This is a genomic window from Flagellimonas hadalis, assembly GCF_007785775.2.
Lineage (GTDB): Bacteria > Bacteroidota > Bacteroidia > Flavobacteriales > Flavobacteriaceae > Flagellimonas > Flagellimonas hadalis.
The window spans coordinates 1-26,023 of the sequence record NZ_VNIK02000017.1 but is presented as its reverse complement, the minus strand read 5'-3'; the positions used below and the strand labels follow the sequence as shown (position 1 = coordinate 26,023).

26 protein-coding genes are annotated in these 26,023 nt (G+C 46.1%); 7 read left to right on the top strand and 19 right to left on the bottom strand.

The annotated features are described in order from the left end of the window. Positions 1-2 precede the first annotated feature (2 nt). From FOT42_RS16905 to FOT42_RS16860, 10 genes are all read right to left on the bottom strand, one after another. Positions 3-329 (bottom strand): hypothetical protein, encoded by a 327-nt coding sequence (locus FOT42_RS16905; RefSeq protein ID WP_226789934.1) that lies wholly within the window; start codon positions 327-329, stop codon positions 3-5. Beyond that, positions 292-477 (bottom strand): hypothetical protein, encoded by a 186-nt coding sequence (locus FOT42_RS16900; RefSeq protein ID WP_151891700.1) that lies wholly within the window; start codon positions 475-477, stop codon positions 292-294. The genes FOT42_RS16905 and FOT42_RS16900 overlap by 38 nt, the downstream gene beginning before the upstream one ends. 181 nt (positions 478-658) lie before the next feature. Next, positions 659-1,186 carry a hypothetical protein gene (locus FOT42_RS16895; RefSeq protein ID WP_151891699.1) on the bottom strand — a complete coding sequence of 176 codons (528 nt, stop codon included), beginning with the start codon at positions 1,184-1,186 and terminating at the stop codon, positions 659-661. Positions 1,187-1,274: 88 nt separating this feature from the next. Beyond that, a complete protein-coding gene (locus tag FOT42_RS16890) occupies positions 1,275-1,958 on the bottom strand; it encodes a ParA family protein (RefSeq protein ID WP_151891698.1) in 684 nt (227 codons plus the stop codon). Between the two features lie 262 nt (positions 1,959-2,220). Beyond that, positions 2,221-2,622 (bottom strand): helix-turn-helix domain-containing protein, encoded by a 402-nt coding sequence (locus tag FOT42_RS16885; protein ID WP_151891697.1) that lies wholly within the window; start codon positions 2,620-2,622, stop codon positions 2,221-2,223. A 2-nt stretch (positions 2,623-2,624) separates the two neighbouring features. Next, the gene (locus FOT42_RS16880; protein ID WP_151891696.1) at positions 2,625-5,156 is read right to left on the bottom strand and encodes a TraM recognition domain-containing protein; all 2,532 of its coding nucleotides are present in this window, start codon (positions 5,154-5,156) and stop codon (positions 2,625-2,627) included. Positions 5,157-5,185: 29 nt separating this feature from the next. Continuing rightward, positions 5,186-5,443, bottom strand: a complete 258-nt coding sequence (locus tag FOT42_RS16875) for a hypothetical protein (protein ID WP_151891695.1) — start codon at positions 5,441-5,443, stop codon at positions 5,186-5,188. Positions 5,444-5,538: 95 nt separating this feature from the next. Beyond that, entirely contained in the window at positions 5,539-7,059 is a 1,521-nt protein-coding gene (locus tag FOT42_RS16870) for a toprim domain-containing protein (protein ID WP_192938432.1), read from the bottom strand. Positions 7,060-7,132: 73 nt separating this feature from the next. Next, positions 7,133-7,957, bottom strand: a complete 825-nt coding sequence (locus tag FOT42_RS16865) for a hypothetical protein (RefSeq protein ID WP_151891693.1) — start codon at positions 7,955-7,957, stop codon at positions 7,133-7,135. 123 nt (positions 7,958-8,080) lie between these two features. Further along, positions 8,081-9,307, bottom strand: a complete 1,227-nt coding sequence (locus FOT42_RS16860; protein ID WP_151891692.1) for a hypothetical protein — start codon at positions 9,305-9,307, stop codon at positions 8,081-8,083. Positions 9,308-9,382: 75 nt separating this feature from the next. On the opposite strand from FOT42_RS16860, the gene FOT42_RS16855 reads away from it, so the two are divergent. The 4 genes from FOT42_RS16855 to FOT42_RS16840 all read left to right on the top strand — a co-directional run bounded on the left by FOT42_RS16855 (position 9,383) and on the right by FOT42_RS16840 (position 16,852). Next, entirely contained in the window at positions 9,383-10,183 is an 801-nt protein-coding gene (locus FOT42_RS16855; protein WP_151891691.1) for a M23 family metallopeptidase, read from the top strand. Between the two features lie 2 nt (positions 10,184-10,185). Continuing rightward, positions 10,186-11,457 (top strand): hypothetical protein, encoded by a 1,272-nt coding sequence (locus FOT42_RS16850; protein WP_151891690.1) that lies wholly within the window; start codon positions 10,186-10,188, stop codon positions 11,455-11,457. Then, complete coding sequence (locus FOT42_RS16845; protein WP_151891689.1) at positions 11,454-11,744, top strand: hypothetical protein; 291 nt, start codon at positions 11,454-11,456, stop codon at positions 11,742-11,744. Before FOT42_RS16850 ends, FOT42_RS16845 begins: the two co-directional genes overlap by 4 nt. A gap of 236 nt (positions 11,745-11,980) precedes the next feature. Beyond that, positions 11,981-16,852 carry an N-6 DNA methylase gene (locus FOT42_RS16840; RefSeq protein ID WP_151891688.1) on the top strand — a complete coding sequence of 1,624 codons (4,872 nt, stop codon included), beginning with the start codon at positions 11,981-11,983 and terminating at the stop codon, positions 16,850-16,852. 275 nt (positions 16,853-17,127) lie between these two features. On the opposite strand, the gene FOT42_RS16835 is transcribed toward FOT42_RS16840, so the two are convergent. From FOT42_RS16835 to FOT42_RS16825, 3 genes are all read right to left on the bottom strand, one after another. Continuing rightward, on the bottom strand, positions 17,128-17,931 hold the full coding sequence (locus FOT42_RS16835) for a helix-turn-helix transcriptional regulator (RefSeq protein WP_192938431.1): 804 nt from the start codon (positions 17,929-17,931) through the stop codon (positions 17,128-17,130). 74 nt (positions 17,932-18,005) lie between these two features. Beyond that, positions 18,006-18,269, bottom strand: a complete 264-nt coding sequence (locus FOT42_RS16830) for a hypothetical protein (RefSeq protein WP_151891686.1) — start codon at positions 18,267-18,269, stop codon at positions 18,006-18,008. Continuing rightward, entirely contained in the window at positions 18,266-18,898 is a 633-nt protein-coding gene (locus FOT42_RS16825; protein ID WP_151891685.1) for a hypothetical protein, read from the bottom strand. The genes FOT42_RS16830 and FOT42_RS16825 overlap by 4 nt, the downstream gene beginning before the upstream one ends. A 350-nt stretch (positions 18,899-19,248) precedes the next feature. On the opposite strand from FOT42_RS16825, the gene FOT42_RS16820 reads away from it, so the two are divergent. Continuing rightward, entirely contained in the window at positions 19,249-20,937 is a 1,689-nt protein-coding gene (locus FOT42_RS16820) for an AraC family transcriptional regulator (protein ID WP_151891684.1), read from the top strand. Positions 20,938-21,315: 378 nt separating this feature from the next. Here FOT42_RS16820 and FOT42_RS16815 read toward each other — a convergent pair whose 3' ends face one another. The 3 genes from FOT42_RS16815 to FOT42_RS16805 form a co-directional block, all read right to left on the bottom strand. Continuing rightward, positions 21,316-21,753 carry a PIN domain-containing protein gene (locus FOT42_RS16815; protein ID WP_151891683.1) on the bottom strand — a complete coding sequence of 146 codons (438 nt, stop codon included), beginning with the start codon at positions 21,751-21,753 and terminating at the stop codon, positions 21,316-21,318. Next, on the bottom strand, positions 21,750-21,953 hold the full coding sequence (locus FOT42_RS16810; protein WP_151891682.1) for a hypothetical protein: 204 nt from the start codon (positions 21,951-21,953) through the stop codon (positions 21,750-21,752). Before FOT42_RS16810 ends, FOT42_RS16815 begins: the two co-directional genes overlap by 4 nt. A 339-nt stretch (positions 21,954-22,292) precedes the next feature. Next, positions 22,293-22,625, bottom strand: a complete 333-nt coding sequence (locus FOT42_RS16805; protein WP_151891681.1) for a winged helix-turn-helix transcriptional regulator — start codon at positions 22,623-22,625, stop codon at positions 22,293-22,295. 114 nt (positions 22,626-22,739) lie between these two features. Between FOT42_RS16805 and FOT42_RS16800 the strand changes: the two genes are divergently transcribed. Further along, positions 22,740-23,117, top strand: coding sequence for a nuclear transport factor 2 family protein (locus tag FOT42_RS16800; RefSeq protein WP_151891680.1), 378 nt, complete (start codon positions 22,740-22,742; stop codon positions 23,115-23,117). A gap of 32 nt (positions 23,118-23,149) precedes the next feature. After that, on the top strand, positions 23,150-23,656 hold the full coding sequence (locus FOT42_RS16795; protein WP_226789933.1) for a nuclear transport factor 2 family protein: 507 nt from the start codon (positions 23,150-23,152) through the stop codon (positions 23,654-23,656). 111 nt (positions 23,657-23,767) lie between these two features. Here FOT42_RS16795 and FOT42_RS16790 read toward each other — a convergent pair whose 3' ends face one another. The 3 genes from FOT42_RS16790 to FOT42_RS18160 all read right to left on the bottom strand — a co-directional run. Beyond that, the gene (locus FOT42_RS16790; protein WP_151891679.1) at positions 23,768-24,502 is read right to left on the bottom strand and encodes an STING domain-containing protein; all 735 of its coding nucleotides are present in this window, start codon (positions 24,500-24,502) and stop codon (positions 23,768-23,770) included. A gap of 332 nt (positions 24,503-24,834) precedes the next feature. Beyond that, positions 24,835-25,416: a hypothetical protein gene (locus FOT42_RS16785; protein ID WP_151891678.1), complete on the bottom strand. Its 582-nt coding sequence runs from the start codon at positions 25,414-25,416 to the stop codon at positions 24,835-24,837. Between the two features lie 30 nt (positions 25,417-25,446). Continuing rightward, positions 25,447-26,023: hypothetical protein (locus FOT42_RS18160; protein ID WP_192938430.1), on the bottom strand; the 577-nt coding region annotated here is incomplete at its 5' end.

The window sequence follows — 26,023 nt, the reverse complement described above, 5'->3', positions numbered from 1 at the left end:
TTTTAGGAACGCATGCTGTCCCCAACGGACAATAGGATCCAGAAAATGGCCAGGCCAAGGATGACCTGTCCCACCTTTTTGGTAAGATCGCTCTGTTGGTCCCTTAAGTAAAGGAATACCAATCCACCCAAAATGGTGGATGTCCCGGCAATGGTCTTGACGGCACTGATGACGATGTCAGCGATCCTGGAGAGGTCACGTTCCCCTTGTTGGAGTTCTTGGGTCAGTTCGTTCAATTGCCCAAAGGAATCGTGTGGTAGGCAAAGGCCCAGCCCGATAAGGAGCAAGAGTTTAAGTTTCCGGGTCGGGATCGGTCTTGTCCGTAACATCCCTGTTACGGATGATCTTGAATTTTTCATTTTCTGTGCGAGTTAAGGAATTGTTCAATGCTTCACTTGAAGAGCCTTTGTTTTTGAAAGCCTCCAGGAGTTTGGAGTTGTTCTCGACTTCATCCACCTGGCTGAGTATGGTTTCCAAATCGGCTTGTTCTTCTTGTGAATTATTTACAAATTTATTACTTAAATACAAATAATCATTATTTTCTTTGATTTTTTTGCTATCCCTTTTCTTTTTTACCAACAGGACCCAGGCCACGTATACGTAATACATGGCCGTAATGCCCAATGTTATTTTCCAGAATAGGTTCAAATACAGTTTATTATAGTTTTTCTATCAGTTTCTCCAGTTTGGCCCCGTTCTTATGGACAAATTCTTCCAGGACCTTCCTTAGAATCTCGTTCCGGTTGATCTTTTTTCCCATTTTATAGCCCAATCCAAGGGCCAGCCTTTCATAACCGGCTAGGCATTCCCCGCTCAAGGACATCTGGAACACATCTTTTTTGTCCCTATAAAACTCAGATTCAACGGTTTTATTGAATTCCTGCCAAATTCTTTCCTCGGATTTTGTCATTTTTTTCCGTTTGGCTGGACGGTTCGCGTTTTCCATGGGCCGTACCACGGTTTCAGCCTTCGGGGTTTCGGCACCATCCGGATCTTTATCCAGTGGAGCTCTGGTACCGGGTGTTCCAGTCATGGTGTCGTTGGTAAGATCGGCCGTTTCCCCAGTTTGATCGGTCTCCATTCCGGAGGACCTTTCCTTTTTTAACCTATCCAACACGCCATCCGTTTTGTCCATGTCCATTGTTATGGCCTTTATCAGTTGGCCCGTATCTTTACTTTTTTTCATTTGTTCATTGCTTGATTTTTGGTCATTGTCTTTTGTAGCATATTTGGTCCTTCCTAAAAAATCCCTCATTGAGGGTTTCATGGCCATATCAATTACTGGATAATTTAAGGACTTCCTCAAAAAAGTTCCTGATATCCCGTGGTCCCGTCTCCATTTGTTCCGGGATGGGATGGAGGGTGCTCCTGTACTGTTCCCGGTATATGGTCTTCTCCTTGACCACATGCTGCATGAAGGGAAGGCCTGCCGTCAGGACATCACCCTTTAAGTTCGCGAACTTGTTCTTTTGGACTTCCCGATATTTGTTGAAGAAAAGATGGACCGATCGCAGTACCCTGTCCCCATTGTCCAAGAAGTTTTTCTTCAATGTCCTGTAGAAATTGAAGGTACTGTCGATTTCCAGCTCGTCATGGTCGAAGGGTATGAAGATATGTTCGACGAACATAAGGCCCTGTACCATTTCGAGGCTCAGGCTTCCCGGGAAATCGATGATGATGTAGTCCACTTTTCCATAATGCTGCAGGATCTTGTCCTTAATGGTCCTTACCGTCACCCGGATTATGGGATATATTGGGAGGCTGTCCTCTCCATTTTCCCCGATAAGGTCCAGTTCGCGCTGTCTTTTCTTGAAAATGGAGAACTGGGGGTCGTCCACATCCAAAAGGACTACCTTCTTTCCATAGGTATGGAACAGGTTGGTGGCCAGCATGATGTTGAGGGTCGTTTTGCCCACGCCGCCTTTTTCCCCGGCGACTGAAATGATCTTTGTTTTCATATTGATATGTATTTAAGTGAGTAAAGGAATATTTGTATATAGGGTCAATTACATAGGCATTTGTTCAATGGTTTGGATATTTGTTGATATAAGTATTTGTATGATCATACAGTTGGATGATCGATCATTTGGTGGAATGTTTATTNATAAATGAATAAATGAATAAATGAATAAATGAATAAATGAATAAATGAATAAATGAATAAATGAATATTTTACTATAAATGTCCAATGCCGGTCCGTGTCAATTTTCTATCGATGCTTAAATTTTTGATTTGAACCCTGAAAGGGCTTCCAGGATATTGGACTCCAAGGCCTTGAAACTTTCTTGGATCCCTTCCTGATAGACGAGGTTTTCCCCGATATTGCGTTTCGGGATGAACTCATTGTCCGTGGCAATGATCCACATGGGGTTGTAGCCCAAGGAATAATAGTACAGTATAAGTTTAAAGGTGGTAGGGGAGATCGTACCTCGTTCCACATTGGTCAAGGTCGAATAATCGACACCCAATCGCTCACATACATTTTTTCTGGAATAATGGGAATTGCGCTTGTCCGTGGTATCATCCGCTTCGACCAGGTCGTCCCGGATCTCCCTGAGCCTTTTTCCGATATAATAAAAATCCTCCGCTTTCGCGCTCTTAAGTTCGTCGATGTCCTTCATGTCTATAAATTTTGAACGGGGTAGGAGGAATAGGGTTCTTCCTCGAAAAGATCGGCCCCATCCCATAGGGCGGCCAGACTTTCCCCTTTGCTATTATCTTCCTTAAAAGTAGGTCTTTCCTGTGACCCGTCCATATCCTCGAACAGATCTGGGCCGGACATTTGGTTGAAATCCTCCAAAAATTCCAGGGCTATCTCCCTGTTTGCGTCCAGTGAAGACCCGATTTCATCCGTTATCTTATCGGGATCAAAGATCGAGGACTTGGGATGTTCCCCCTTGATCTTGAAATATTCGTCCTTGACAAGATCATCAATGTCCCCGAGTACCTTGTGGAAGGCCTCGTCCAGGACCCGTTCCATTTCCCGTTCCAAGAACATCCTTCCGACAAGGTTTTCCATGAAGGCCCTTATCTGGAAGCCATAGGCTCCTTTATTGTCGACCAATTGCCCCAGCTCCTTTAAATGATCGTACAGTTTCAGGTCACGGACCAAGGATGTGAACTGCATCCGCTGCATGGGCCCATCACAGTTTTCTTTGGTAAAGGTTTCCATGTAAACGTTATAGAATTCGATGTAATCGTTCTGGGCAAGATCAAGTCGGGCCACCTTGTCAAAAAAGCCGATATCCTCCATCAATGACAGGCGTTCCCTTACCTTTTTATCGTGGTCCGGGGTCCTAAAATCCCTGGTCACCGGAAGGGGGAATTTGTCCTGATGTTTTTTTGCCTCCATGTTCGGTCTCAATAGGCCAAAGCACAGTTTTTGCTTGATGGGATGTTCAAAGGTATCGGCCACGATACCGCCAAAATATCCCGTTGACATCCCGGTTATCTTGCTCTTGGGCATCAGTTCCATCATTTGGGTGCCCATACTGGTGGTCGTGTCGTTCCTTGAGACCGTCCTGGACAGTTTTTCCTGGTGGATCTTCCCAAAAATGTCACTGATACGTCGGGCCGTTTCCCCCTTGGCAGCACCGCTGAAGACGTTCGCACAGTTGTCAAAGATCACATCGGCCAGTTCCTTGCCGTAATCGGCGATGAGCTGGGAGACGCTTTGGATGCCAAGGACAGTGGCCACCAAATGTGACCTCCCCGTATCGATGATCTTTCTAAGGCCCATGATGAAAATCGTGGGCACCTCGTCAAGGATCACGCCCATAGGTCTGCCCCCGGGCCTGTTGACCACCTGAAGGGCCTTGTTGATGATCAGCCCGATGGGTGCGGCATAGATCTCCGATCGGTCCGGATTGTTCTGCACGCACACGATCTTGGGCCTGGATGTGCTGTTGATGTCCAATTGGAAATCATTGCCGGTCATGACATAGAATATCTCCTTGGTGGCGAGCATGGAGAGTGATATCTGGGCACTGGCGGTCTGACCGGCCAATTGTTGCCCCGCTTCCCGTTCCAGGGCATCCTTGAAGGGGATCATCAGGTTGCGGACCTCCATGTCTCTCAGGATAATGTCCAAGAGTACCTGTATGTTGACCGTTGAAAGGATGATCACATGGGGGAGGGTACAGATATTGGTCCCGGTCTCCTCCGCTTTCTTCTTCAGGTACCAGATGAGCCCCGAAACAAAACTGATGGCACTCCTTGAAAAAAAATCGTTCTGCTTGATCCATTCCTTATTGAGGTTCTTCATGATGATGGTGGCCGCATCCGAGGCATCGATCTGTGACTTCATCAAGTAGGGGCTGATGGGATTGTTCCGGTGGGTCCTTTCCGGATCATCGAAGGAAATGGTGTAAAACCCGGGCAGGGAACCCAACTGTTCCGGATCATCTGTGCCGAGTTGTTCCTTCTTTTTCAGCCAATGGTTATAGGCGATACGGGATAGTGTATCGAACTTGAAGTCATAAATGAGCAAAGTGAACATCTTGCCGATAAGCTGTTCGATAATCTCCTCAAAAAGGGCAAACGACTTCCCACTTCCCGGTGTACCTATGATCAACAGAGCCCTGAAAAGGTTGACGAAGTTGACCCAGCCTTTTCTGATCTTTCCCTTGAAACGGTAGTCATAGGGAATGTTCACCGAATAGGGGGTATCGATCTTTTGTTCCATCTGCTGGAACGTCTCGTTCCCGTCATTGAAAGGGTCCTCTTTGGAAAGGTCGGTAAAGGAGAGCACTTGAAAGAGATGGACACTGCCCGATAGGGAAAACAGGAACCCCAGGAAATAGCACGGTACCGAAGACCAATACAAAACAATATTGGGAACCTTAAGGACATCACCGGCACCAAAGAATAAAATTCCAAGGGTCAGGTACGACACTCCCTTGGTATAGGTCTTTCCCGCTATCTTTTTGGGATGGTACAACATGACCGCCGCCACAATGGCCATGAGCAACAACAGTTTGCCCAGATACTTTTGGTGCAACGGCCCGAACTTCATAAAAAAACCATAGATCCATCGGAGTATCGGGCCATCGATCCCATGGTAGGCCAATAGCGCATAATGATCGATATAGCCGATCACCGCAAAAAGTGCCACGGAGAGGAACATGGCCGAATGTGCCAACCTTTTATCTTGCATGGAAGGGAAGAATATGGTCCATTATGGGATCAACCAAAGGTCCTTTCCCTCCATCCCTCCAAAGCGATGTCGGATGCCTCCTGAAAGGAAATCCCCTTCTCCCGTACCATTTCGATGGTAGTGTCCATCAGGACCTTTGATTGGTCCCGGATGAACTGGGTATATCCATCCCCCATTTGGAGGCGGTTCTTGAGTTCCATATCGTTCTCTTCGATAAGTGCATCCAGCAGTTCATAGTAGTATTGGTGGTCTTTCAACCCTTCCGATAGTTCTTCCATTATTTTCATTTGTTTAAATTTAAGTCAATACATTGATATTTGTTTATTACCCTTTCTATGGATATTGGTGTTTGATATGTCCCAAAAAAACCCTCTTTGAGGGTTTATATTTTTAATTGTGCGATGTTCTCCTTTGATGTCTTTTTGTGCATAAGGTGCGCCGCAATGGCCCGAAAGGGGACCATATAGGAATACCGGAGCCCAAAATCGGCCAAGACCCCGGTTGGGCGTATTTCCTCTACGATGCCCTCATTGGGGGCACCCTCCGGTCCGCTGTTGGTCTTGAGGACGATCTTGTCCCCTGGGCGTATCCTATCCGGATCCATGGTCCCAAGTTGTTCGTACCTTTCCTTCTTACTGCTTTTCAGGTCGTCGTTCCAATCCTTGCCCATCGATTTCATGATCTTGGTTTCCACCGGAAGGTACAGTTCGCCCAAGGTGGTCAAAAATGACTGTAATTCTCTGGCTATCTGTGGGTCGAATGGAATTGTGGCGCTGGATCCCGGGATTGAAAATTCAAGGGCCAACTTGTCCGAAAAAAGGATGGTCCTGAACCCTTGGCCCTTTGGGAACGCATTACCGACCGAGTCTTCGATCGTACGGGCATCATGGGCCATTTGACCTCGACGGTCCTTATGGTAGTGGATGTTCATCGATACCCTCTCCCTTTTGATCCTGTTCTCGACATAGACCTCTTTTGCCATTCCATTGATGAGCTTGGTGAAAACTTGGATGTCAAATCGGTGTCCCGTGGCATCGTTGTCGAAAATGGAAACGAGCTGGACCCCTTTTCTTGAAAGAATGGGGGTGATGAGCTCATAAAAGAAATCCAGTTTTTCGGTATAGACGTTCCCTCCAAAGGAAATATAAAAATCCCCCTTTTTTCCCTCAAGTTCATGGAAGGACAGCAGGTCCACCCCGCTTTCCCCAAAAACGATCCGTTGGGTCCCTTCCTTTGGAGGATTGGAACTGAACAAAAAATGGTCCTTTCCGTTGAGCACCAGGCGGAATTTTTTGGATTCCCCCGTATGCCTGTCCCTGTAGGGCCTGTTGTACAGGATATAGTTCCTGGGGGTTCCCCCGATATCGAATTTTGGAAAGGCCACATTGGCGATCTTGCCCCCATTGTCGTTATGGTGGAAGGCATTGAAGATCCTTCCCCTAAAGGGATCGGATGCAAGGGTTTCCATCGCAATGCCCCTTTCCTTGGTCAGGTATATGGCATTCCGCATTGGTACTATGTTGTAATTTTCCTCCAAGGATCTCGTTCTGCCCCTTTTTTGGTGGACCTTTGCGTTTTGTGCAACATGTTCGTGGGCACTGTCAATGATTTCCAGGCCCTGTTCGACGGCCCTGTAAAAGTTCTTCTCCCTATTGTTTAGGAACGAAAAGAAAAGTCCCTTGTCCTCCGAGTCATTGCGGTTGAAATAGGAGATGGGATCCCTTGAGGTCATCAAGACGATTCGGTCGCCCTCCTTGGCGAATTCCATTGATCCTGCACTTTTTTTGAGCAGTACATGGCCCGTGCGCAATAGATGGCCCGCAAAGTCCACTTCCCGGTTGATCTTACCGATCAACCGCTTATAATGTTCTGGATCATCTTTGTAACTTATGGTGTTCTTCATTTCCGATAGGATTGAAAAAAGCCGATATATTTGAATATGTCGGCTTTTGTTCATCAAATGGACCTTTTGGCCCCTATTTGCTCATGACATTATGCCGTTTCTTTTTTTTTTCGTCCCCGACCACAACGGCACCCTTGGTTTCCAGATCTTTTACATTGGCCTTTTCCGGGGATTTTGTAATGAACCTTTCTGCCCTTGGGCTATAGGTGACGTTATAGGTCTTCCTGCCCTTTTTGGTAGCGATGGAGATTTCCACGGCCTCTCCCTTGTTCATGGCATCGGCCTGCTGTTTGGTCAACTGCTGCCCATAGAAATAGGTGTTCTCCGAAAGGGCGGTCTTCGTCCTGATGTCATTGAGCTTTGGCTCGTAATAGGCCAGCTTCGGGAACATTTCCCCATCCTTGGTCGCCCCATTGAAGACGATGGATCTACCGTCATTGACCATGGCCTCGAACTCTTCCTTGGTGAACTGGTGGTTATAGGCGGTGGCTTGGGCAAGGGTCACGGGCTGGTTCCTTTTGATCTGTACATCCAATTTGGACCCGCTCTGGGAACTGTACATCAATTGGACGGCCTTGACACTTTCCTTGAGTTCCCCTTCGTTGACATAGGTGGAGCGATGGATGTACTCCTCTCCCTTGACCAGAGCATCCTGTACGTTCTCGGGAAGCTTGTCAAAACTGATATAGGCGCCCTCCAATTTTTCCTTGGCCTCCCCATAGGCGAACCGTTGGGCGGGAGACCGCATTTTCTCCACATAGGGACTGGTCTCGTCAATGTTGAATTCCAGGCCTCCCTGGGTCTTGATCTTTAGGATGCTTTCCTCTTTGGAGAGGATTTCCCCTTTTTGCCAAACTTGGTTCACTTTTACGAAAACCCTTTCTACTTGTTTTTCCATTTTACTGAGTATTTAATTGTTAAGGAATATTGATTTTCGTACCTTTGCGGTACTTGTTGATATTCATTTATCGATGAGTTAAGGAATATTTCGGAAAGAGGGCGGGAGCGCTCTTTTTCCATTTTATAACGCTATCCGGTAATCCTCCATCTGCACCTCCTTCCCCTTTAATGTGATACTTTGGTCAGATTCCCATTCCAAATGCCAATTGGCCATTTTGGGTTTGAGGATGTCCAATGTTTTGCCCAGATAGTTCCTGTGATAGGACCAGACAAAATATTTGATGGCACCCACCTCAAGGGGCAGCCTTACCGAAATGCCGTCCCCTTCCTTCCCGACCACAATACTGTGGCGGTTGATGCGGAATTGATCCAGGGCCTTGTTGTACTTTAAAAAACTTTTTGCCAATCCTTGGTTGAAATCCTTTATGGAATTATAAAAGCGCAGAAAGGATTTTTCGTCCCCTACCTGGAACTTGACCCTTAGGTCCCCTTCACCAAGTTTCAACATGAAATTGGTGTCGTCGATGAAGGAAATGAAACTGAGGTCCTGTAGATACCCTTCTATCTTTTTGCTTCCCGTGAACGAGAGGATGATCTTCTTCACCTTGGTCAATTTGCGGATCTCGAACAAGATCTTGGTGGTCTCATAATTGATCTCCCCGAGGGCCATATAGACGGCATTGTCGAGTTGGAACTTCCTGTGAAAGGCAATGGCCTCCCTCGGATCCTTGAACACGACCAACCATTCGATGGATTTGGGGACATTGGAATACCAAAGGGAATGTTTGGCATCGGATTCCCCAAAGGGCAGGACACTCTTGTCACCGTCCAGGAAATAGCCCGAGGTCTCGTTCTGGACATTGTAGAGGGGGAACAATGGCTCCCTGGAAGGGGTCTCAAAGATACGGTCCTTAAAGGCATCCGTTCCGGTAACATCGGAATAAAGCCCCTCCGACCTTCCCTTGAACGGCATAGCGTAGGAATGGAAGTGGTTAAAGTCCGTTGGGACCCTTTCCAGGCCCACACCCTTGGACGTATCCAACATCAATTCCTTGGCCGCTGTCACCTGATGGTACCTTTGATCGACCTTGTCCCAAAGCGTTTCGCTCTTTTTTCCCTCTGTCCTGGAGACCTCTTCCAAGACAAGGTCCGAAGCGGACAGTTTGTTCTGGGGGCTCTCCACGTGGTAATATAGGAATCCTTTTTCGGTATGGATGACCACGCTGTAACGGCCTTTCCTTTTGAACAGGACATGGGTGGGTTCCCTTTTTACAGGTTCATACCCGAAATGCCCGAACAGGGCGGGGAGGTCTATCAAATGGTCTTTGTCCAACCAACGGTCCAACATATGATTAAAAATTGTTTATTTGTAAATAATTAATAAGTTTGTAACTGACACCACAAATATATAAAACTTTTTCAAATGGCAATGGTTTTCAATAAAAAAGGTCTAAAACGGATATTGGGACATCTGATGTCCCTCGGCAAGAAGGAGGTTCGGTACCTCATATTCCTTATAGTTGCACTAACGGTACTTCTATTGGGCAAGGCCTTTTCCATGATGGAGGAGGATATCGGGGAACAGATGGTGGCCATGGACCGCTATGATTTGTCCCTTAAGGAAAATTCGGGGAATGCCCCAATGGACAGCATGGTGTCGGAAAGGGAAAGGGAGCGGTTGCTTTTTGAAATTGAGGAAAGGATCGTAAAGTATCTTTTCCAGATCCCGGACTACACCTATATGTCCTCTCTGGAAACCTATTTTAGATATAGCCCGGGACTGTTGGACGAAATTCCCTCGTGTACGCCCTTGGAAAAAGGGGACTATAGGTTGAGCAGTGCCTTTGGGTACCGGGTCCATCCCATTTCTGGAAAAAGGAAAAAGCACATGGGCCTGGATTTTGCGGCACCCAAGGACAAACAGGTATATGCCACTGCATCAGGTACGGTGGTTTCCATTGTCCGTTCCAAAACGGGATATGGGACCCACATTATCATCCGGCACCGTTTCGGTTTCAGGACCCTTTACGGGCACCTGACAAAGATCTTGGTGGGCAAAGAGCAATTTGTCCAACAGCACGAATTGATCGGGACGGTGGGTAGTTCAGGGGATTCCACTGGATGCCATCTGCATTATGAGGTCAGCAAGAACGGCGAAAAGATAGATCCTATACCCTCATTGGACCTGAAGCGTAAGATCATACTTGAACTCATTGAACGATAATTATGGAGCCATTACAGAAAAGCAGACGACCAGACCCGTGGCAAAGGGCAAGAAAGCTCATGGCCAGATTATGGAACCTTAAGGAAAAGTTGTCGAACAGGGATTTTGGGGACTTTTCCACCTTGGAATATGAAAGGGTCCGACCCGAGGACATCCGGGACAGCCAAAGGCTCAAATACCACAGGAACCTGGATATGGCCAAAACGGGGCATGCGGATGCTTCGTTGAACGACCTGATTTCCTATCATCGGAAAAAAGAAGGGTTGGTGAAACTCGACCAAGGAGTGGTTGCCATGGGAACCATCAAGGTCAGGGAAAATGACGACCTTTTGGCATCGGTCCGGATCGGGTACGACAGGCATCGGAAGGCCCTGGTTATGGCCCTGAGGGACCATGATAATATCCCCATATGGAAGCCGTTGGATTGGCCGGAACTCTTGGGAAGATTGTCCAGCCTCCATCCAAAGGCAACTGACGGACTTGAGTTCGGACATTCCTTTTTTGCAAGGGACATCCAAAGGACCGTTCCATCCGATTTCGAATCCCTCGGTAAAATGTATGACCTCATTATCGAAAAGTCCTTTGGGTCCAATAAATACTTTGGGAAGGGGGTATTGCCATTGGATGCAGGGGTATTGGAGCATCCCATGGAGCATCTGCACAGACCGATCCTGTTCCCAGCATCGATAAAAGGCCATGAGATCCTAAGGTTGACAGAGGCCAATGCAGATTATCTTGTCTTCCAACCCTTTCTCAAGACCTCTTCGGTCATCCTGCACCTTACCCGTGAAGAGATCCAAGAAATGCTCCGGAACGAACGGGTCGATCGGATTGCCAAGCTCAGGTTCGGACTTGTCCTCGGCATCAGGGAGGGGCAGTTGTACATTGGTAAAGCGAACGGTAAAAAGACCCGGGGGATGGACTGGACAACTTTCAGGGAAGCCATGGAATTCCCTGCCCATAGTGCCAAGGTCAAGTACTATCTGGCCAAAAAGATCGTAAAGGAAAAGGACTTCGTGATCGAAAAGGGTGCGATCCGATTGGAAAGCAGTGGACGGACCGCACATTTAAAAAGGCATTATAAAAATGGCCAATGGTACTTTGCCGAAACCGGCCGAAACAATCAAGAACTACATTTCAGGCCTGCCGATGGACCGGTCATGGGACACCTTCGGACCCATTTTGTGGATTCGGAAAATCTACAGATGGCATTGGATGCGATCAAAGAACAGAAACTGGACATAAGGAAAATCGAAAACACGCTAAATATATGAACCATAAAACAAGAACAATCATCAGAACGGGCCAGTATGACCATTGGCAAAGGGAAATCGTAAGGGATAGATCGGGGACCCATTATGTACTTGTGGAGGGGGTGCCCCATCATACCACCAAAATGGGGGAACCATCGTTTCCGTTACGGGACTTTGTGTTCCAGGATATGGGAAAACCACGCACATTTGATGGGAATGATTACCCCTATGGATTCGATCCAATGCTATATGGTCTCGAAAAGGAGCAGGTCAAGAAACCCAAAGAACAGAACATGCTAAAACTATAGGTCAAGAGATCCATCCTTGGCATTAACGGCCCGGACAGCAGACCAGTTGTTTCGGCCAGGATCCAATTGGACAGGGCCAAAGAATCTTAACGTGGTAACAATCTCCATTGACCTTGATGCGTCGGCATTAACATTTAAAAGAACATAACACTATGACATTATAAACTTAAAGCGGGGGCAACCCCTGCAGGGCCATCCTTAATGGCGGGTCCCACAAATTCCTTAACTCACGATCTATGAAATACTCAAAAAAGAAATATCTGGACTTTATGGTCCGGACCATCGACGCATTGCGAAATTCGGACACCCTCGGGCATACCTTTATCAACAATCCAGGGTTCGGCAACATTTTCGACATCCTCAAAAATGAAAAATACCGGGAACGGTTTTTAGGTGCATTGAACCAATATGTGGGCGATACGTATACGGATACCCTTGTGGACAGCCTGAAAAAGGGTTCCCTGAACTCCTACTATACCCCAGTGCCCGTAATCCGGGCCATGATGGATTTTTTGGGCGGGATACCCGACTTTTCCCCAGGGACCATTTTGGAGCCCAGTGCGGGGAACGGGTTGATCATCAGTGAACTGTTGCACAGATATCCCAAGGCCAGGATCACGGCCTTTGAAAAAGAAATCCTGACCGCACGGATCTTGGAACATAATTTCAAGCACAGGGACAATGTCCGGGTGTTCGGCATCCCATTTGAGGGTATCGGCCAGAGCGATGCTGCTAAAAGTTATGATTTGGTCATCAGCAACATCCCCTTTGGTGCCAACAAGGTCTTCGACCCCGATCTGGCGGACCATCCGTTAAGGGACGGGCTTACCAGCAATGTCCATAGCTACTTTGTCCATAAAAGTCTGGCATTGGCCAAACCGGGGGGAATGGTGGTATTGATATGTACCAAGAATTTCCTGGATAAGGCAAAATATGGGCAGATCCGCGAAAATATCATTAAGGACAATGATTTTTTGGGCGGGGTCAGGTTACCGGACAATGCCTTTGAGCAGGAAAACACCTCGGTGATCGCCGATATCCTGGTCTTCCAAAAAAGCGGAGCCAAGAATCCATCCTTGGAACAGAAGGAGAGGAACCGACTTTTCATGGGAACGGCAAAGGTCGATCTTAAAGGTAATGAAATCCAGATGAATGCCTTTTTTGATGCCCATCCCGAAAATATCCTGGGGACGGTGGAACCGGGAGGACTTTATGACCATTCCGATTACACCGTAAAGAATCCCAATAATATTGCCACCGTAGAACCTGTCATAAGGGAGGCCTTGATAACTTTTAGACCATCGAGCATAAAATCCAGGACCGTAACGGAGAAAAAAGCGGATAAGACCGCAATACCGGCAAACCCACAACAGTCATATAAGGGCCCATTAAGACCGGGGAACTTGATCGTGGCTGAACAAAAAATTGCAAAGATCACCGATTCAGGACAGTATTACTACCTGAAGACCAAACCGGCCGAATTCGATAAACTGACCAAGATCATCTCCCTACGGGACACCTATTTGAAACTCTTGGAACCCAAGGTTGTAGATGGACAGAAAATCTGGGAGGACCTGAACTATCAATACGACGTGTTCCTCTTCCAATACGGGAACCTGAACGACAAGGCCAATTACCATTTAGTGACCCTGGATGTCCAGGGACCATTGGTGCTGGCATTGGAAAGCCCTGAACAAGGGACTTTTGCCAAGGGCCAATTTCTATTGACCCCTTGGGCCCCACAAGTGGAAGAAAGCCCCGAACGGTTGTCCCTACAGGATGCCATTTATTTTTCCCTGAACCGGTACAATCGGATCGATATCGATGCCATAGCCGAGCTTACGGACAAGCCGAATGAAACCGTGATTAGGGAATCCCTTTCCAAGGGCCTTTTGTTCATCGATCCGACCGAAGATGGGTGCAGGCTTGTTCCAAAATACCTGTTTTTGTCCGGTGTGATCCATAAAAAGATACAATGGTACCGGAACAACGACTTTGGGGAGTTCCGTTCCTTTGTGGACAGGGATATCCTCTCCCGGTCCCTATTGGAACTCGAAAAGGTCAACCCACCGATCACTCCGTTCGAGGATCTCGATGTCAAGATCCATGAGCCCTGGTTTCCCATTGAGGTGACCCAATCCTTTATTTTTGATACCTATGGCAACTTGGCACACATAAGCTACAATGAGACAACGTCAAAATACATGGTCAAGATCGAAAAATACGACTATGCGAGCGTCAAAAAGTTTTACGTCAGTTCCGAACACCGATACTATGGTTTCAAGGATATCCTGGAAGGTGCCCTGAACTCCACCATACCCTATATATCAAAAGGGTCCGGGGATTTTAAACGGACCGATAAGACCAAGATGCAGGAGGTGAACATAAAGTTCGAGATCATGTACAGGGAATTCAACGAATATGTGATCGGGAACAGTGAACTCAAAAAGTCGTTGGAGTTCCAATTTTACTCCATCTATGATGCCAAGATCATGCCCAAGTACGATGGAAGCTATCTGGAGTTCCAGGGATTGAGGCATTTTGAACCCTACAGTAGCCAAAAGGACACCGTGGCCGGGATCATCATCAACCAAGGGCTCTTGGTCAATAAGGAGGTGGGTTTCGGAAAGACCCTTGACATGGCACTTTCCACCGAAAAACTCCGCGAACTTGGCCTGTCCAAAAGGACGGTGATCATCGGCCTGAGATCGACCGTGGTACAGTTGGAAAAGGAGTTCCGCAATGCCTTTCCCCAAATGAAACTGTTGGTGGCCAATGACAGGGAGGTCGGTGGAATTCAAAAGCGGAACGCCTTTTTTGCCAAGATTGTCTCCCAACGGCCCGATGTGGTATTGATGAGCCATGACACCTTCAAGTTCATACCGCAGTCCCCTGAGATCATCAAGGAAATCATCCAGGAGGAACTGGACAATCTGGAAAAGGACCTGGGCGTGATCTATGAGAACAAGTACGATATCAATAAAAGGGTGCTGAAGGGGCTGGAGATCAGAAAGGAAAACCTGGAGGCCCAGCTCCAGAACGTTTACCACCAGATCGAAAAAGGAAAGGACAGGATATTGACCTTCGACCAATTGGGATTTGAACATATCATGGTCGACGAGTCCCATAAGTTCAAGAACCTGATGTACACCACCAGGCATTCCAGGGTGGCTGGCCTGAACACCAGTACCGGATCTGAAAGGAGCAAGAACCTGTACACGGCGATCAGGACCCTCCAAAGATCCAGGGACAAGGACTTTCAGGCGACCTTTCTATCGGGTACGCCCATCTCCAATTCCATAACCGAGGTGTACGTCCTTTTCAAATACCTCATTCCAGAAAGGCTCAAGGAAATGAACATAGCCTCCTTTGATCAATGGGCCCAGGTGTTCGCCAATAAATCCTATGAGTTCGAGCCCACGGTCTCAGGCGACTATAAGGTCCGTGAACGGTTCCGCTCCTTCAAAAAAATGAAGTTGCTGTCCACCCTGTACAATGAAATATCCATCATCGTCAACTCACGGACCCACCATATCGATCGGCCCAAAGCGGTGATGGATGTACATACCATCAGGCCCACCGAGGGCCAGTTGGCCTATTTTGAGCAAATAAAGACCTTCCTTGGGACAGGGAACAGTGATTATCTGTATGGCAACAAGACCTATACCGAGGATCAAAAGGGGGCACTTTCCCTGATTGCGTTGCACCATATGCGCCATGCCTCCATCGACCCCAGATTGCTCAATCCCGATCTGGAGGACCCCGGGGAGGCCAAACTGCGCATCATCGCCCGTGAGGTCTATCGGACCTACACCGAGAGCAACGATTTTAAAGGTACCCAAGCGATTTTTTCCGATCTGGGCACCCCAAAGGACACCTTTAACGTCTATTCGGAGATCAAGCGGATCTTGACCGAGGAATACGATGTCCCGTCCGGTGAAGTGGTGTTCATCCACGATTTCAAGACCGATGGCAAAAGGCTCCAATGCTTTGATGACCTGAACTCCGGCAAGTACCGTATCATCATTGGCTCAACGGAAAAATTGGGGACCGGGACCAATATCCAGCGAAGGATGGTCAGGATCCACCATGTCGATATTCCCCACCGGCCCACGGACGTGGACCAGCGTAATGGAAGGGGGGCGAGGAAAGGGAATGAAATGGCCAAAAAATATTGGGACAATAAGGTCATCATCTCCTTTTATATCGTAGAAAACTCCACCGATGCCCTGATGCTCAATAATGTCAATACCAAGAAGAACTTTATCGAACAGATCACCAATGGTACCATCCAGTTCAACAGACTGGACATGGGCCCAGTGGACGACAATGGTTCCATCGATTACAAGACCCTGTTGGCCGTGGCCAAGAACGACCCGCTCTTCTTGGAAAAGGAACAACTGGGCAAAAGGCTGGAAGAGCTAGAACTGGAACGGTCCATCTTCAAAAGGAACAGGCTTGAAGCGGAGAACAACATCCGGTTCCATTCCCGGGAGAAGGAAAAGGTGTCCAAGAACATTGAAAAGCTCGAAAGGGACCTACCGTTATGGCAATTGATGGAAAGCAAGGAAACCTATTACGGTATTATCAGAAATGCGATGGGGCTTCCATCAAATGCCCAGGATACGGATATTGGACAGGCCATTATCGATTTTTTTCAGAAGCAAAATGGCATGGCCTCGGAGCACCAGGTCCTAAAAATGGATGGGGCAAGCCTGTGCATCCGGATAGAGGATGCGGAGACCCATTCCCTATTTGTCCGAACGGACAATGCGACCTATGGACATGGGGCCAGACGGATCGTTACAAACCCCAAGAGCGTGGCCGATTACATGTACAATGCCCTTTCCAAGATTCCCCGGTCGATCAAGGACCAAAAGGAACTGGCCCTTGACCATGGACACCACGTTACCGCCAACCAAAAGATCTTGGACCTTGATTTTGATAAATTGGACGAACTCAAGAAGATGGAAACAAGAATGGAACAGATCAACGGGGAACTGGATAAAAAGTTCGACATGGATATCGCGGATAAGGAAAAAGAACCGGAAAAATCGGTAATCTCCCATCCGGAGTCCTTGGATGTAGGGACGGGCCGATCTTTATGAACCGTTGCAAAGGCCATGGATACAATTTTTATACCCTTGGGTACGATACCCAATGGTAAAAAAACTTTCATGGAAGTATTATTATAACAAATGTTTACTAAATAAGTTACAAAATGAGGCCGTACAATGGTATGGGTACAGAATGGTAAAGAGCATGTACAATGGATAAAATGACATTTTAAAAGATCCCAAAAGAAAATAAACTTGTCATCCATGAAAATGTAGGGAATAGAAGAGGAGTACCAGATTTTGCCCTTGATAAGTACTACTAGGGGCTATTCTGGATATAAGGTCTTTATTTTTTCGCGATAGGATCTCGGGGACAAAGAAGAATTCCTTTTAAAGAATTTGCTGAAATCATAGATGGCCCTGAACCCGAGGACCCGTCCGATTTCCTTGATGGGGGTGTTGTCCCGCAACAACACCTTGGCCTCTTCCATAAGGGTTTCCGTAATATGTTCCTTGGCGGTTTTGCCGGTACGCTTTTTCACCATCCGGGAAAGATGGTCCGCTGTCACATGGAGATGCTTTGCGTAGAACCCTATCTTGTGCTCCATTCTATAATGGGTGGCCAACAAGTCCATAAAATGTAACACCAATAGATGCCCTGCCGTGGACACACTGGTCGGAGACCCTCCTTGATCTTGAAAAAGGCGTTGCAGCTCCCACAGTAGCATATTAATCCCATGCCGCAGTACATGGCCATTGGCAATGGAAGGTTCAGCTTCATGGCTTTTGGGTCCCAACAAGCTAAAGAGCAAAAACATGAAGGAGACATCGTCCTGTCCAAGGGCAATGGTCCGGATGCCCTTTCCGAAATACCACATAAAAGAAGGGGGCAATGACCCTACGGTGTTTTCAAGGACGAATTTCCTGCTGAGACCAAGGACCCCTATCTGGATCGGGGAAGTAGGCCCATCCATTGACCAAAGGTTGCCCCTGGGTACTACGACGAGCCTCCCCTTATAGAGAACAATGCTATTCCCATTGACCTGAAATTGCACCCTCCCCTTTTTGACAAGCAACAGGATGGAATGGAAAGGGCCAAACAATGAATTTGTCCTCGCTACCTGTTGCATGTTTTTGGGGAAATGGACCACCATTCCCGGATATGGGCCCCTGTCATGGGTCTTTTGCGGTCCCAAGATCGGGGTCAAAGCTCTTCCCTGTTCATGAGTCTGGTCATTAGCGCAGTGACCATAAAGAACAGGTTGCAAAGCACATTGATGAACAGGAGCCAGGCCAGTTTCTCGGGATGTACACTTTTGGTGACCCCCTCCGGATTGAAATGGTCCACGAGTTCATCATAGCCGAACAGGTCGATGATAAAATAGATGGCCGACAGATTGAAAACGATAAGGACAATGGCCCAAACAATCCCCCATTTCCGTTCCCTTTCCAGGATCGTATTGATCATGGTCCCGGGTTGGATGGTCCTTTGTCGGGCGAAGGGAAGATGGGATCAGTATCTTGCCCTGCAACAGGATCCAAGGCCGAGGGTGCCACTTCCATCGCATTGGGTATGGAAATATCCCAGTCCTCATCCTCAATTCCAGTGGTGCCTTGCACGTTTGTTTCCGGATAACTGGCATGTCGGACCAGTGAGGCAAAGGTGAGGAGGTACTGTTTGTCCAAGTCAGTCAAAATGGGATCGTCCATGGTGTGGGCTTCATAGGTGACCATTTTTGCATGGAACGGGGCATAGCCATCATGCGAGGCACTTAGTATCGTATCGACCAATTCCCGAAACCTGGCCTGTGCCGGGGTACTTAGGCTCCAGCCTATACTTAACGTATGTAACGATGACCTCGGGTCCGTGGCATTGCCCCTTCGTTTGGAACCTGTACCCAATGGATATCCGGTATGGGTTCCTGGCAGGGACGCCCGGTATATCCGCCCAACGTCATCGTAAGGATTGTCACTGTTTTCAGGGGTTGGCAGCATACGGTCCGAAAGGGACCCCATGGCTTCGTACGTTTCTTGATCAGGGCTGCATGCCATGCATAGGAGCAAGACTGTGATAAGGATATATTCTGATAGTTTCATTTTTGATGAGTTTTAAGATTAACCGATAGTTGCATCGGCTCGTACTCACCCGGGTGATCAGAACCTGTCTCCGCCGGAAATGTCCAGTGGTTATGATCATTGAATTCGCGGTAAAACTATGGTGAACATCGGTACTCCTGCAAAGGCTACCTCGGCATTTTCGGAAAAATGACTGGATGGATTCCAGAAACCGTCCTACCTGCTTTTTTGACATATTGTAAGATAAAACCCACAGTTTATAGTATCTTAGTGGAGCGTCTTCCCAGAGCTGGGCCGATCATGCTTCACCAAGCGGGGCCATAAGGGGTAGATCTACTGTTTCCCCCCTCCAAGCATCAAAACAAAGGCCGATGATCGGAAGACTATTTTTTTTACTGTCCCTTTTTGGAATGTGCATGGTATGTGCCCAACGATCCAGTGCCCCATCCCTTGATTCACTCCAGGGGTTGGGGTATGATGCCCTTTTTGATAAGATCAAAGGGGCTGGGGCGGATAGCACGAAGCAGGGTGTTTACCTGAAAGCTTATCTAGACAAGGCGCGAAGCGAGAGGAATTGGGGGGAAATGGTCCAAGGATATAAAAACTATCTCCATCGCTCCGAGGGAGGTGCCAAGCTGACGTATGCGGACAGTATGGTCGGTACCGCCAAAAGCGCAAGGGACAGCGGTCTGATCGGGTCAGCCTATTTGACCAAGGGCATTGTGTTCTATAGTGCCAAACAATATAAGGCGGCCTTGGACAACTATCTTTTGGCCGATCAGTTCTTGGCGGGGAGCGATGATGCTTATTTACAGTTTAAGCTCAAATACAATATCGCCCTGGTCAAATACTATACGGAACACTTTGATGAGGCCATTGTGCTGCTCAATGCATGTCGGGACTATTTTAAGGGGAAAAGCATTCCAGGGTATTTGAATACCCTGTTGCTGCTCGGGCGGTGCCATCAGCGGATGAAAAATTATGGGCTTGGCCATGCCATCAATGCAAAGGGCATGTCGGAGGGCAAAAGGCTCGGCAATACGGCCTTGGCCTTATATTTTGTGCAGTCCGAGGGAATCAACCATGCCATGGAAGGGAACTATCCCTTGGCCATTGATCTTTTGGACAGCAGCCAGCAGTTCATCCGAGCAAAAGGTAACGATTTTGCAAATGAGGTGTTGGGTGAATTCTACCTCGGAAAAAGTTATTGGGGCTTGGGCCAGCGAGAAAAGGCTGTGGAGTATTTTAAACAGGTGGATGCCAGTTTTTCCGAAAAGGGCTATATGAAGACGGAATTACTGGGTGCCTATACCCACCTTACCGAATATTATGCCGATCTGGGCAACCAAGAGCTTCGGTTGCTTTACCTGAACAAACACATCGGGGCCATTAATTTTATGGGGGCCCAGAACCACTATTTGGATGATAGGATAAAGGATGGATATGACCTGAAAGGTGTCCAAAGGGAGAAACAACGAATCGAGCGGCTTTTAAGGGTCAGGGAGCGACAGAAAAGCATGGTCATTGCAGCGGCTATTTTTTTAGTTGTCCTATTGCTTGGGGTGGCCTATAAAAAAGAACGTGATAGGAGCATCTACCAGAAAAGGTTCGAAGAGATCCTTAAGGGGCAGAACCCACCTCTCGAAAAACCCAATAAACCACACCTTGTCCCTTCGCACAGCTTGGACATATCACAGGAGAAGATCGACGGGGTGTTGGCCCGTTTGGAACGTTTTGAAGGGAAACAGGAATTTTTGGATAGGAAGATGTCCGCCAGTAAATTGGCGGTCATTGCCGAGGTGAACGGTAAATACCTCTCCCAGATCATGGCCCATTACAAGGGCAAACGGGTGATGGAATATATCAATGACCTGAGGGTGGACCATATCATCGAACAGATGAAAGAGGACCGCAAACTTGCCTATTACAGCAATGGCTCCCTTGCGGAGGTGGCGGGCTTTAACAGTGAACGGACCTTTGTCAATGCCTTTAGGGCCCGTGTGGGGATAACCCCCATGTTCTTTATACAACGGTTAAAGGCGAAAGGGGTACCGGAATAGGGTCATTTTGGTAAAAGGGAACTATTGGTTGCGACCAACACGGTATCCGCTAAGGGGGGGTGGATAAAAAATGGAGTTTTTGGGGCGTGTCCCTTTCGGGACCGGGCTTTCCGTTGCAAGGCCGTCCTTTGCAAGGTCCGGGCTTTTCACTGCAATCCCTCACGCGGATTCTGAAACGTGTTGAAAGCAGTACCGCTCCTTGGGATTAGGATAAGCATATGATCAAAACTTGCATTTTTTACAAGTTTTGATCGTTTTAACCGGTTTTGTCAATTTTCAGATCAAAAAATTCTTTGTGGACAAGGAACAAAACGATAAGATCGATGCAAATGGGACACTGTTATACCCACAGGGAATTATGATATTGGCAAGTGTATGTTATTTCTCTCTTTCTGCCAACAGTTCGTCTGTTGTCCATATCCAGTCGATTCCCTTTTGTTTGAGACCGTTGCTCAGCTTTTTGTCCCCGGTCCATAGGCTGCCGTTGATATCCAAACAAAGGGCTACAAAGGGAGTATCATTTTCATCGATGTCCTTGACCAGATCAAAACCTTTTTCCCAACTTTCAGGTCTGATTATCTCCGGATCTATAAAGTCAATGTGATTGAATACCGTTCTTTTGAGAAATTTGATATCATCATCTTTAAGTCCCGAGATCTTTTTCAGTTTTTCATGGTGTTTCTCTAGCTCTTCTATCAAAAAGGTGGGGGTGTAGAAGTGGAACGCCAAACCAGGGTTTAGGAGTAGATCGTTGATTTTTCCCTCGGAGCTCAATATCGCACTGAACACAATGTTTGTGTCTACGACTACGATCATTTAACGAAACGGGACTTGTTCTTTTTCCACCAATCGCTTTTGGAACTTTTGGCCAGCTTCCCGATCTGCTCTTCGGAAGCCTTGCTTGTAGAGGTGATCTCCTTGAATTTAAGGAAGTCCAGCAATCGCTGAAGGCCAATGGTATCCGTATCGGCCGAGAGCCTGATCAATATCTCGTTATTTAGTCTTTCAATCTGCATAAGGATAAAGATATGAAATTGTATCGGATTTCCCGAGAGGAAAGTCAACAGCAATGATTTATGCCGATATTGTGTATTCGGTTTTTTTAGTGCAAATACCGCGCCAGCTTCAAACCCTGCCTGTCAAGTATAGCTGTCTTTATTTTAATGAATTTTTTGGGGAGTATAGGAACTAAAGGTAAGAATTTTCCAGAAAACCTGTGAAGTGTAAAAATCGGAACAAATTAAAAGGATAAGTTACTGAGACATCCCAAATACAAGTAGTAACATGCGTTTAAAATAGATTTTTTTGCTGTTCAAGGGGTTGTGCAACGATTACCAACTTGTCAGCGGTAGGCTTTATTTCAAGTTTTCCAATCCAAATTGAGCTAATTTATCAATAATTGGCAAGGTCTTTACTCCCATTTTTGTCAACCGATATTCAACTCTTGGAGGAATTTCAGGATATGACTTCTTGGACACAAGTTTATTTTCTATTAAAGAGTTTAAAGCCTGAATGAATACTTTTTCACTTATCCCGGGAATACACCTTTTCAATTCTCCATACCTTATTACTCGTTCATTTATCTGAAACAATATCAGCAATGTCCATTTACCGCTTAATAATGCTAAAGATTTTCTTACCGGACAATTTTCGTCTGATTGGTTAATTATTTTTTGACTTTTTTTCATCTGATAATCAATATTTATAACCTATTGGTAAGTACCTAACAAATAGGTAGGTACTTGTACAAAGGTATGTAAAATCCTAACTTCGGACAATAAACAATTGCAAAAAGGGGTGTTATGACACAGGAAGAAAAAAATAAGCAAATAGCTACCACAGCATACCAAAGAATTTTTGGCGATCTGGATATCACTGCGATAGATGAATACATAAGTAAGGATTTCTTACAACATAATCCTACGATAGCTGACGGTCCAGAGGGAGTAAAAGCTCTTGTACAGATGCTTGCCTCACAAGGAGTACTGAAACAGAAAATCAGCTTTAAGCATACAGTTGCAGAAAAGGATATTGTTTTCCTTCATTCACGTTATGAAATGGCAGGAAGGGAATGGAGGTTCATTGATATCTATCGCATTGAAAACAATAAACTAGTTGAGCATTGGGATGCTATGATGCCAATGCCTGATGAGCGTGCAAATAACAATCCGATGTTCTGATTCAACTCTATCCAATCAAATACTCAAAAAGCATGAAAACTAAAGTAAGATTAATAGTAGTAACACTGATATGCTCGATCATAGGCATAACAGAGGCACAAAGTCAAAATTCACAAAAATCAATATCAAATAATATAAATTTAAAAGTTATGGCACCAAAAGAAGTAGTATTAGCATATGCAGAAGCCTTAGGAAAGGGAGATATTCCAACTGCATTCTCATTTTTCAGCCCTGAAGCCAAATGGCACCAACCAGGTGCTCATCAATTTGCGGGAATTAAAAGCGGGACAGATGAAATCGGCAAGATGCTTGGCGGTATGATGGAAGCCGCGAAAGGAACTTTTGCAATAAAGCCAAACGGCAATATAATGGTCAATGGTAATTTTGTTGCCATGCCCGTTCGCTTTAGCGGTACTATCGATGATAGAAAAATTGATATGACTGGGATTGATTTATTTGAGGTCAGTAATGGGAAAATTATCGGAGTTTGGTTGTTTTCTGAAAACCAAGAAGTAGAAGACACGTTTTGGGGTAAATAAATTCCAAATGATGTTTGTCAAAAGGAGAAGTTGAATGCAAAAGTGGTGTCATTTTGAAGGTGTTCTCCTGAGCTTACTTATGGCCATCTTTGTTAAAAGAGCACTGTTAGGCTACAGGTTATTATTTGTTTCCAAAAAATCAAAGCGTCCCGATGATACGATCTTAATGTTCCCTCTGATGGCATCGAACTCCTCCTTTTCCAGAATGGATGTCAACTGCTTCCCAAAGTTGGAGATGTACACTTCCGACAGCTTTGCAATCTCTTTGTCAGGACGACTGTCCTTATCGGTCTTCATTTTATATTCAATGACCTTCTCAAGGGTGAGCAGGGTCGTTGGAAAGTCAAAATAGTGAATGGCACTGTCCTTGGACTTCCTGGCGGTGCGATAATCCATTTTTCTTTTTTCATTTTCGAACACCAGTTCCACCGTGTCCACGATGTACTGTTTGTTGGACAGTTCCGTCATGACCTCGTCGATGGCATGGGACCTGAACTCGTTCAGGGTTTTGGGAATATAGACGATGAACCTCATGGCGGAAGGGTCGGACAGTTTCTTGCGAAGTCCACGCACCACGGGTGCCAGATAGTTGTACATATAACCATGGGCAAGGGCATAGGTGATGCTGAGTTCCTCTTCCTTGACCCGTTTTTCCAATTGTTTGGTGACCCAGTTGCCCAAGAGGGCCACGACAGAATAGAACAGACCCAGAAACGCCAAAATGGGCTCCAGGTTCATGGAGGTATTATAGACCCAAAGGGCAGCAAAGACAAAACTGGCCACCAATATGGCAATGGACAACCATTGGAAAATGGTCTGGATGCGGTCTAGGGATCGGTCGGTCATCCTTGGTGGATTATCTAGTGTGCCCTTTGGTAAGAGGGTTTACCCAAATATAGACCAAAAATAGCAATGGTGGGAAAGGTAAGGGACAACTGAATGAAGAATTAATTGTTCTCTGTTTGTTCCATACTACCATGGGAAACATCCTATTCAATCCAAGAGCTTTCAGGGAAACCTATTTTGGGATTGGAATGGTTTCAGGAAGATGTTCTTGGCTAGCTTTTGTTCGAGGACAACTCTTTTTATAGCGTGTCCCAGAGGACCGGGCTTTGCGTTGCAAGGCCATCCCATAGGTGCTGGGCTTTTCACTGCAATCCCTCACGCGGACACTGTGGTTATAAACGTCGGAGCATATAGAAGTGGTATTCCATGTCAAAAGGGGAATCGACTTCTATTTTGTCAAAGACATTGAGTTTGGTATTTTCGAACGTATCAAAGCATTCCAGAATGTTGGTTTTCCAGGCATCTGATTTGGAAACAAACCTAGATAGATTGGAATCTATTCCCCAGTGTTTGTCAAATTCAATTTTCTTTTGGATGTCCCAATGGGCTATGGTTAAGATGAAAAGATCGCTTTTTCGTTCCTCAAAATCCCTTCTGATCACAAATCCATAATCGGATAGGTCAAAATTGTCTTTGCTAAACTGGTATTTGAATTCAACTTTGAATGGATTTTTTTGGTCAGTTGCATCAACAATACCAAGATCCACCCTGGTGGTATTCAATCTGGGATGCTCTGCAAAGGCTTTAAAATTTGTATTGACAAATCCTTTATTGAGTTCTTCCAGTATATAGTTTCTGATGAGGTTCTCTTGTTTGAGGTTGGGGTAATTGGAGGATATGGAGGATAGTCTTTGTTTGAAGATATTGGAATTGATGATGTGTACAATTAGATTGGAAAGGTTCTCTTTTTTCATTTTTAAAATCAGTTTTTTGTGTTCAGTTAATCAATCCGAAGGTAAGTTCCAAATCAATCCACTCTTTGAAAGAGTTAGTTTCCTTTTATTAAACAACTCTTTCATAATTAACCAAACCTGATCTGTCAATGAAAATGATCTTTTTAATCGATTATCAATCTTTATCAAAAATCCAGTAATTGCTATTTTTTCAACGGGAACCTCTTTGTCCGGTAGCTTCCAGAACAACTTCGAACTGATTGGGTAATTTATGGTATCAGTGTTCAATAATTTGCCTCTGCGTTGAATCTCTTCCGAGAATTCCTTTAGATAATTGACAAATGGAATTTTTCTTCCTTCCAAATTGTACAGGTAGGCATAGTACATTTCCATTATTTCCTTTTCATCAGCGATAAGGATGCTGCCAAAATCGATACTTGTAACAGTACCACGTAAGATTTCAACATCAAATTGAATATCCAAAGTGCCAATTTCGATTGTTTTTTGGAATTCTCCATCATTTTCCTCGACTTCTCTTAGTTCAACAAGTTTTATACCTTCATGCTCAGCAAAGGTTTGTGAATCCCGGGTAAACTGGATGAGCCGGGTAAACTGAGCCACCCGCGCC

Coding starts and splice junctions, on each gene's coding strand:
- FOT42_RS16795 (WP_226789933.1), top strand. CDS start 23,150: ATGAAAACTAAAGTAAGATTAATAGTAGTAACACTGATATGCTCGATC.
- FOT42_RS16825 (WP_151891685.1), bottom strand. CDS start 18,898: ATGAAACTATCAGAATATATCCTTATCACAGTCTTGCTCCTATGCATG.
- FOT42_RS16905 (WP_226789934.1), bottom strand. CDS start 329: ATGTTACGGACAAGACCGATCCCGACCCGGAAACTTAAACTCTTGCTC.
- FOT42_RS16840 (WP_151891688.1), top strand. CDS start 11,981: ATGAAATACTCAAAAAAGAAATATCTGGACTTTATGGTCCGGACCATC.
- FOT42_RS16895 (WP_151891699.1), bottom strand. CDS start 1,186: ATGAAAAAAAGTAAAGATACGGGCCAACTGATAAAGGCCATAACAATG.
- FOT42_RS16845 (WP_151891689.1), top strand. CDS start 11,454: ATGAACCATAAAACAAGAACAATCATCAGAACGGGCCAGTATGACCAT.
- FOT42_RS16865 (WP_151891693.1), bottom strand. CDS start 7,957: ATGGAAAAACAAGTAGAAAGGGTTTTCGTAAAAGTGAACCAAGTTTGG.
- FOT42_RS16880 (WP_151891696.1), bottom strand. CDS start 5,156: ATGCAAGATAAAAGGTTGGCACATTCGGCCATGTTCCTCTCCGTGGCA.
- FOT42_RS16810 (WP_151891682.1), bottom strand. CDS start 21,953: ATGCAGATTGAAAGACTAAATAACGAGATATTGATCAGGCTCTCGGCC.
- FOT42_RS16870 (WP_192938432.1), bottom strand. CDS start 7,059: ATGAAGAACACCATAAGTTACAAAGATGATCCAGAACATTATAAGCGG.
- FOT42_RS16875 (WP_151891695.1), bottom strand. CDS start 5,443: ATGAAAATAATGGAAGAACTATCGGAAGGGTTGAAAGACCACCAATAC.
- FOT42_RS16855 (WP_151891691.1), top strand. CDS start 9,383: ATGGCAATGGTTTTCAATAAAAAAGGTCTAAAACGGATATTGGGACAT.
- FOT42_RS16850 (WP_151891690.1), top strand. CDS start 10,186: ATGGAGCCATTACAGAAAAGCAGACGACCAGACCCGTGGCAAAGGGCA.
- FOT42_RS16815 (WP_151891683.1), bottom strand. CDS start 21,753: ATGATCGTAGTCGTAGACACAAACATTGTGTTCAGTGCGATATTGAGC.
- FOT42_RS16820 (WP_151891684.1), top strand. CDS start 19,249: ATGATCGGAAGACTATTTTTTTTACTGTCCCTTTTTGGAATGTGCATG.
- FOT42_RS16790 (WP_151891679.1), bottom strand. CDS start 24,502: ATGACCGACCGATCCCTAGACCGCATCCAGACCATTTTCCAATGGTTG.
- FOT42_RS16800 (WP_151891680.1), top strand. CDS start 22,740: ATGACACAGGAAGAAAAAAATAAGCAAATAGCTACCACAGCATACCAA.
- FOT42_RS16835 (WP_192938431.1), bottom strand. CDS start 17,931: ATGCAACAGGTAGCGAGGACAAATTCATTGTTTGGCCCTTTCCATTCC.
- FOT42_RS16805 (WP_151891681.1), bottom strand. CDS start 22,625: ATGAAAAAAAGTCAAAAAATAATTAACCAATCAGACGAAAATTGTCCG.
- FOT42_RS16860 (WP_151891692.1), bottom strand. CDS start 9,307: ATGTTGGACCGTTGGTTGGACAAAGACCATTTGATAGACCTCCCCGCC.
- FOT42_RS16885 (WP_151891697.1), bottom strand. CDS start 2,622: ATGAAGGACATCGACGAACTTAAGAGCGCGAAAGCGGAGGATTTTTAT.
- FOT42_RS16890 (WP_151891698.1), bottom strand. CDS start 1,958: ATGAAAACAAAGATCATTTCAGTCGCCGGGGAAAAAGGCGGCGTGGGC.
- FOT42_RS16785 (WP_151891678.1), bottom strand. CDS start 25,416: ATGAAAAAAGAGAACCTTTCCAATCTAATTGTACACATCATCAATTCC.
- FOT42_RS16830 (WP_151891686.1), bottom strand. CDS start 18,269: ATGATCAATACGATCCTGGAAAGGGAACGGAAATGGGGGATTGTTTGG.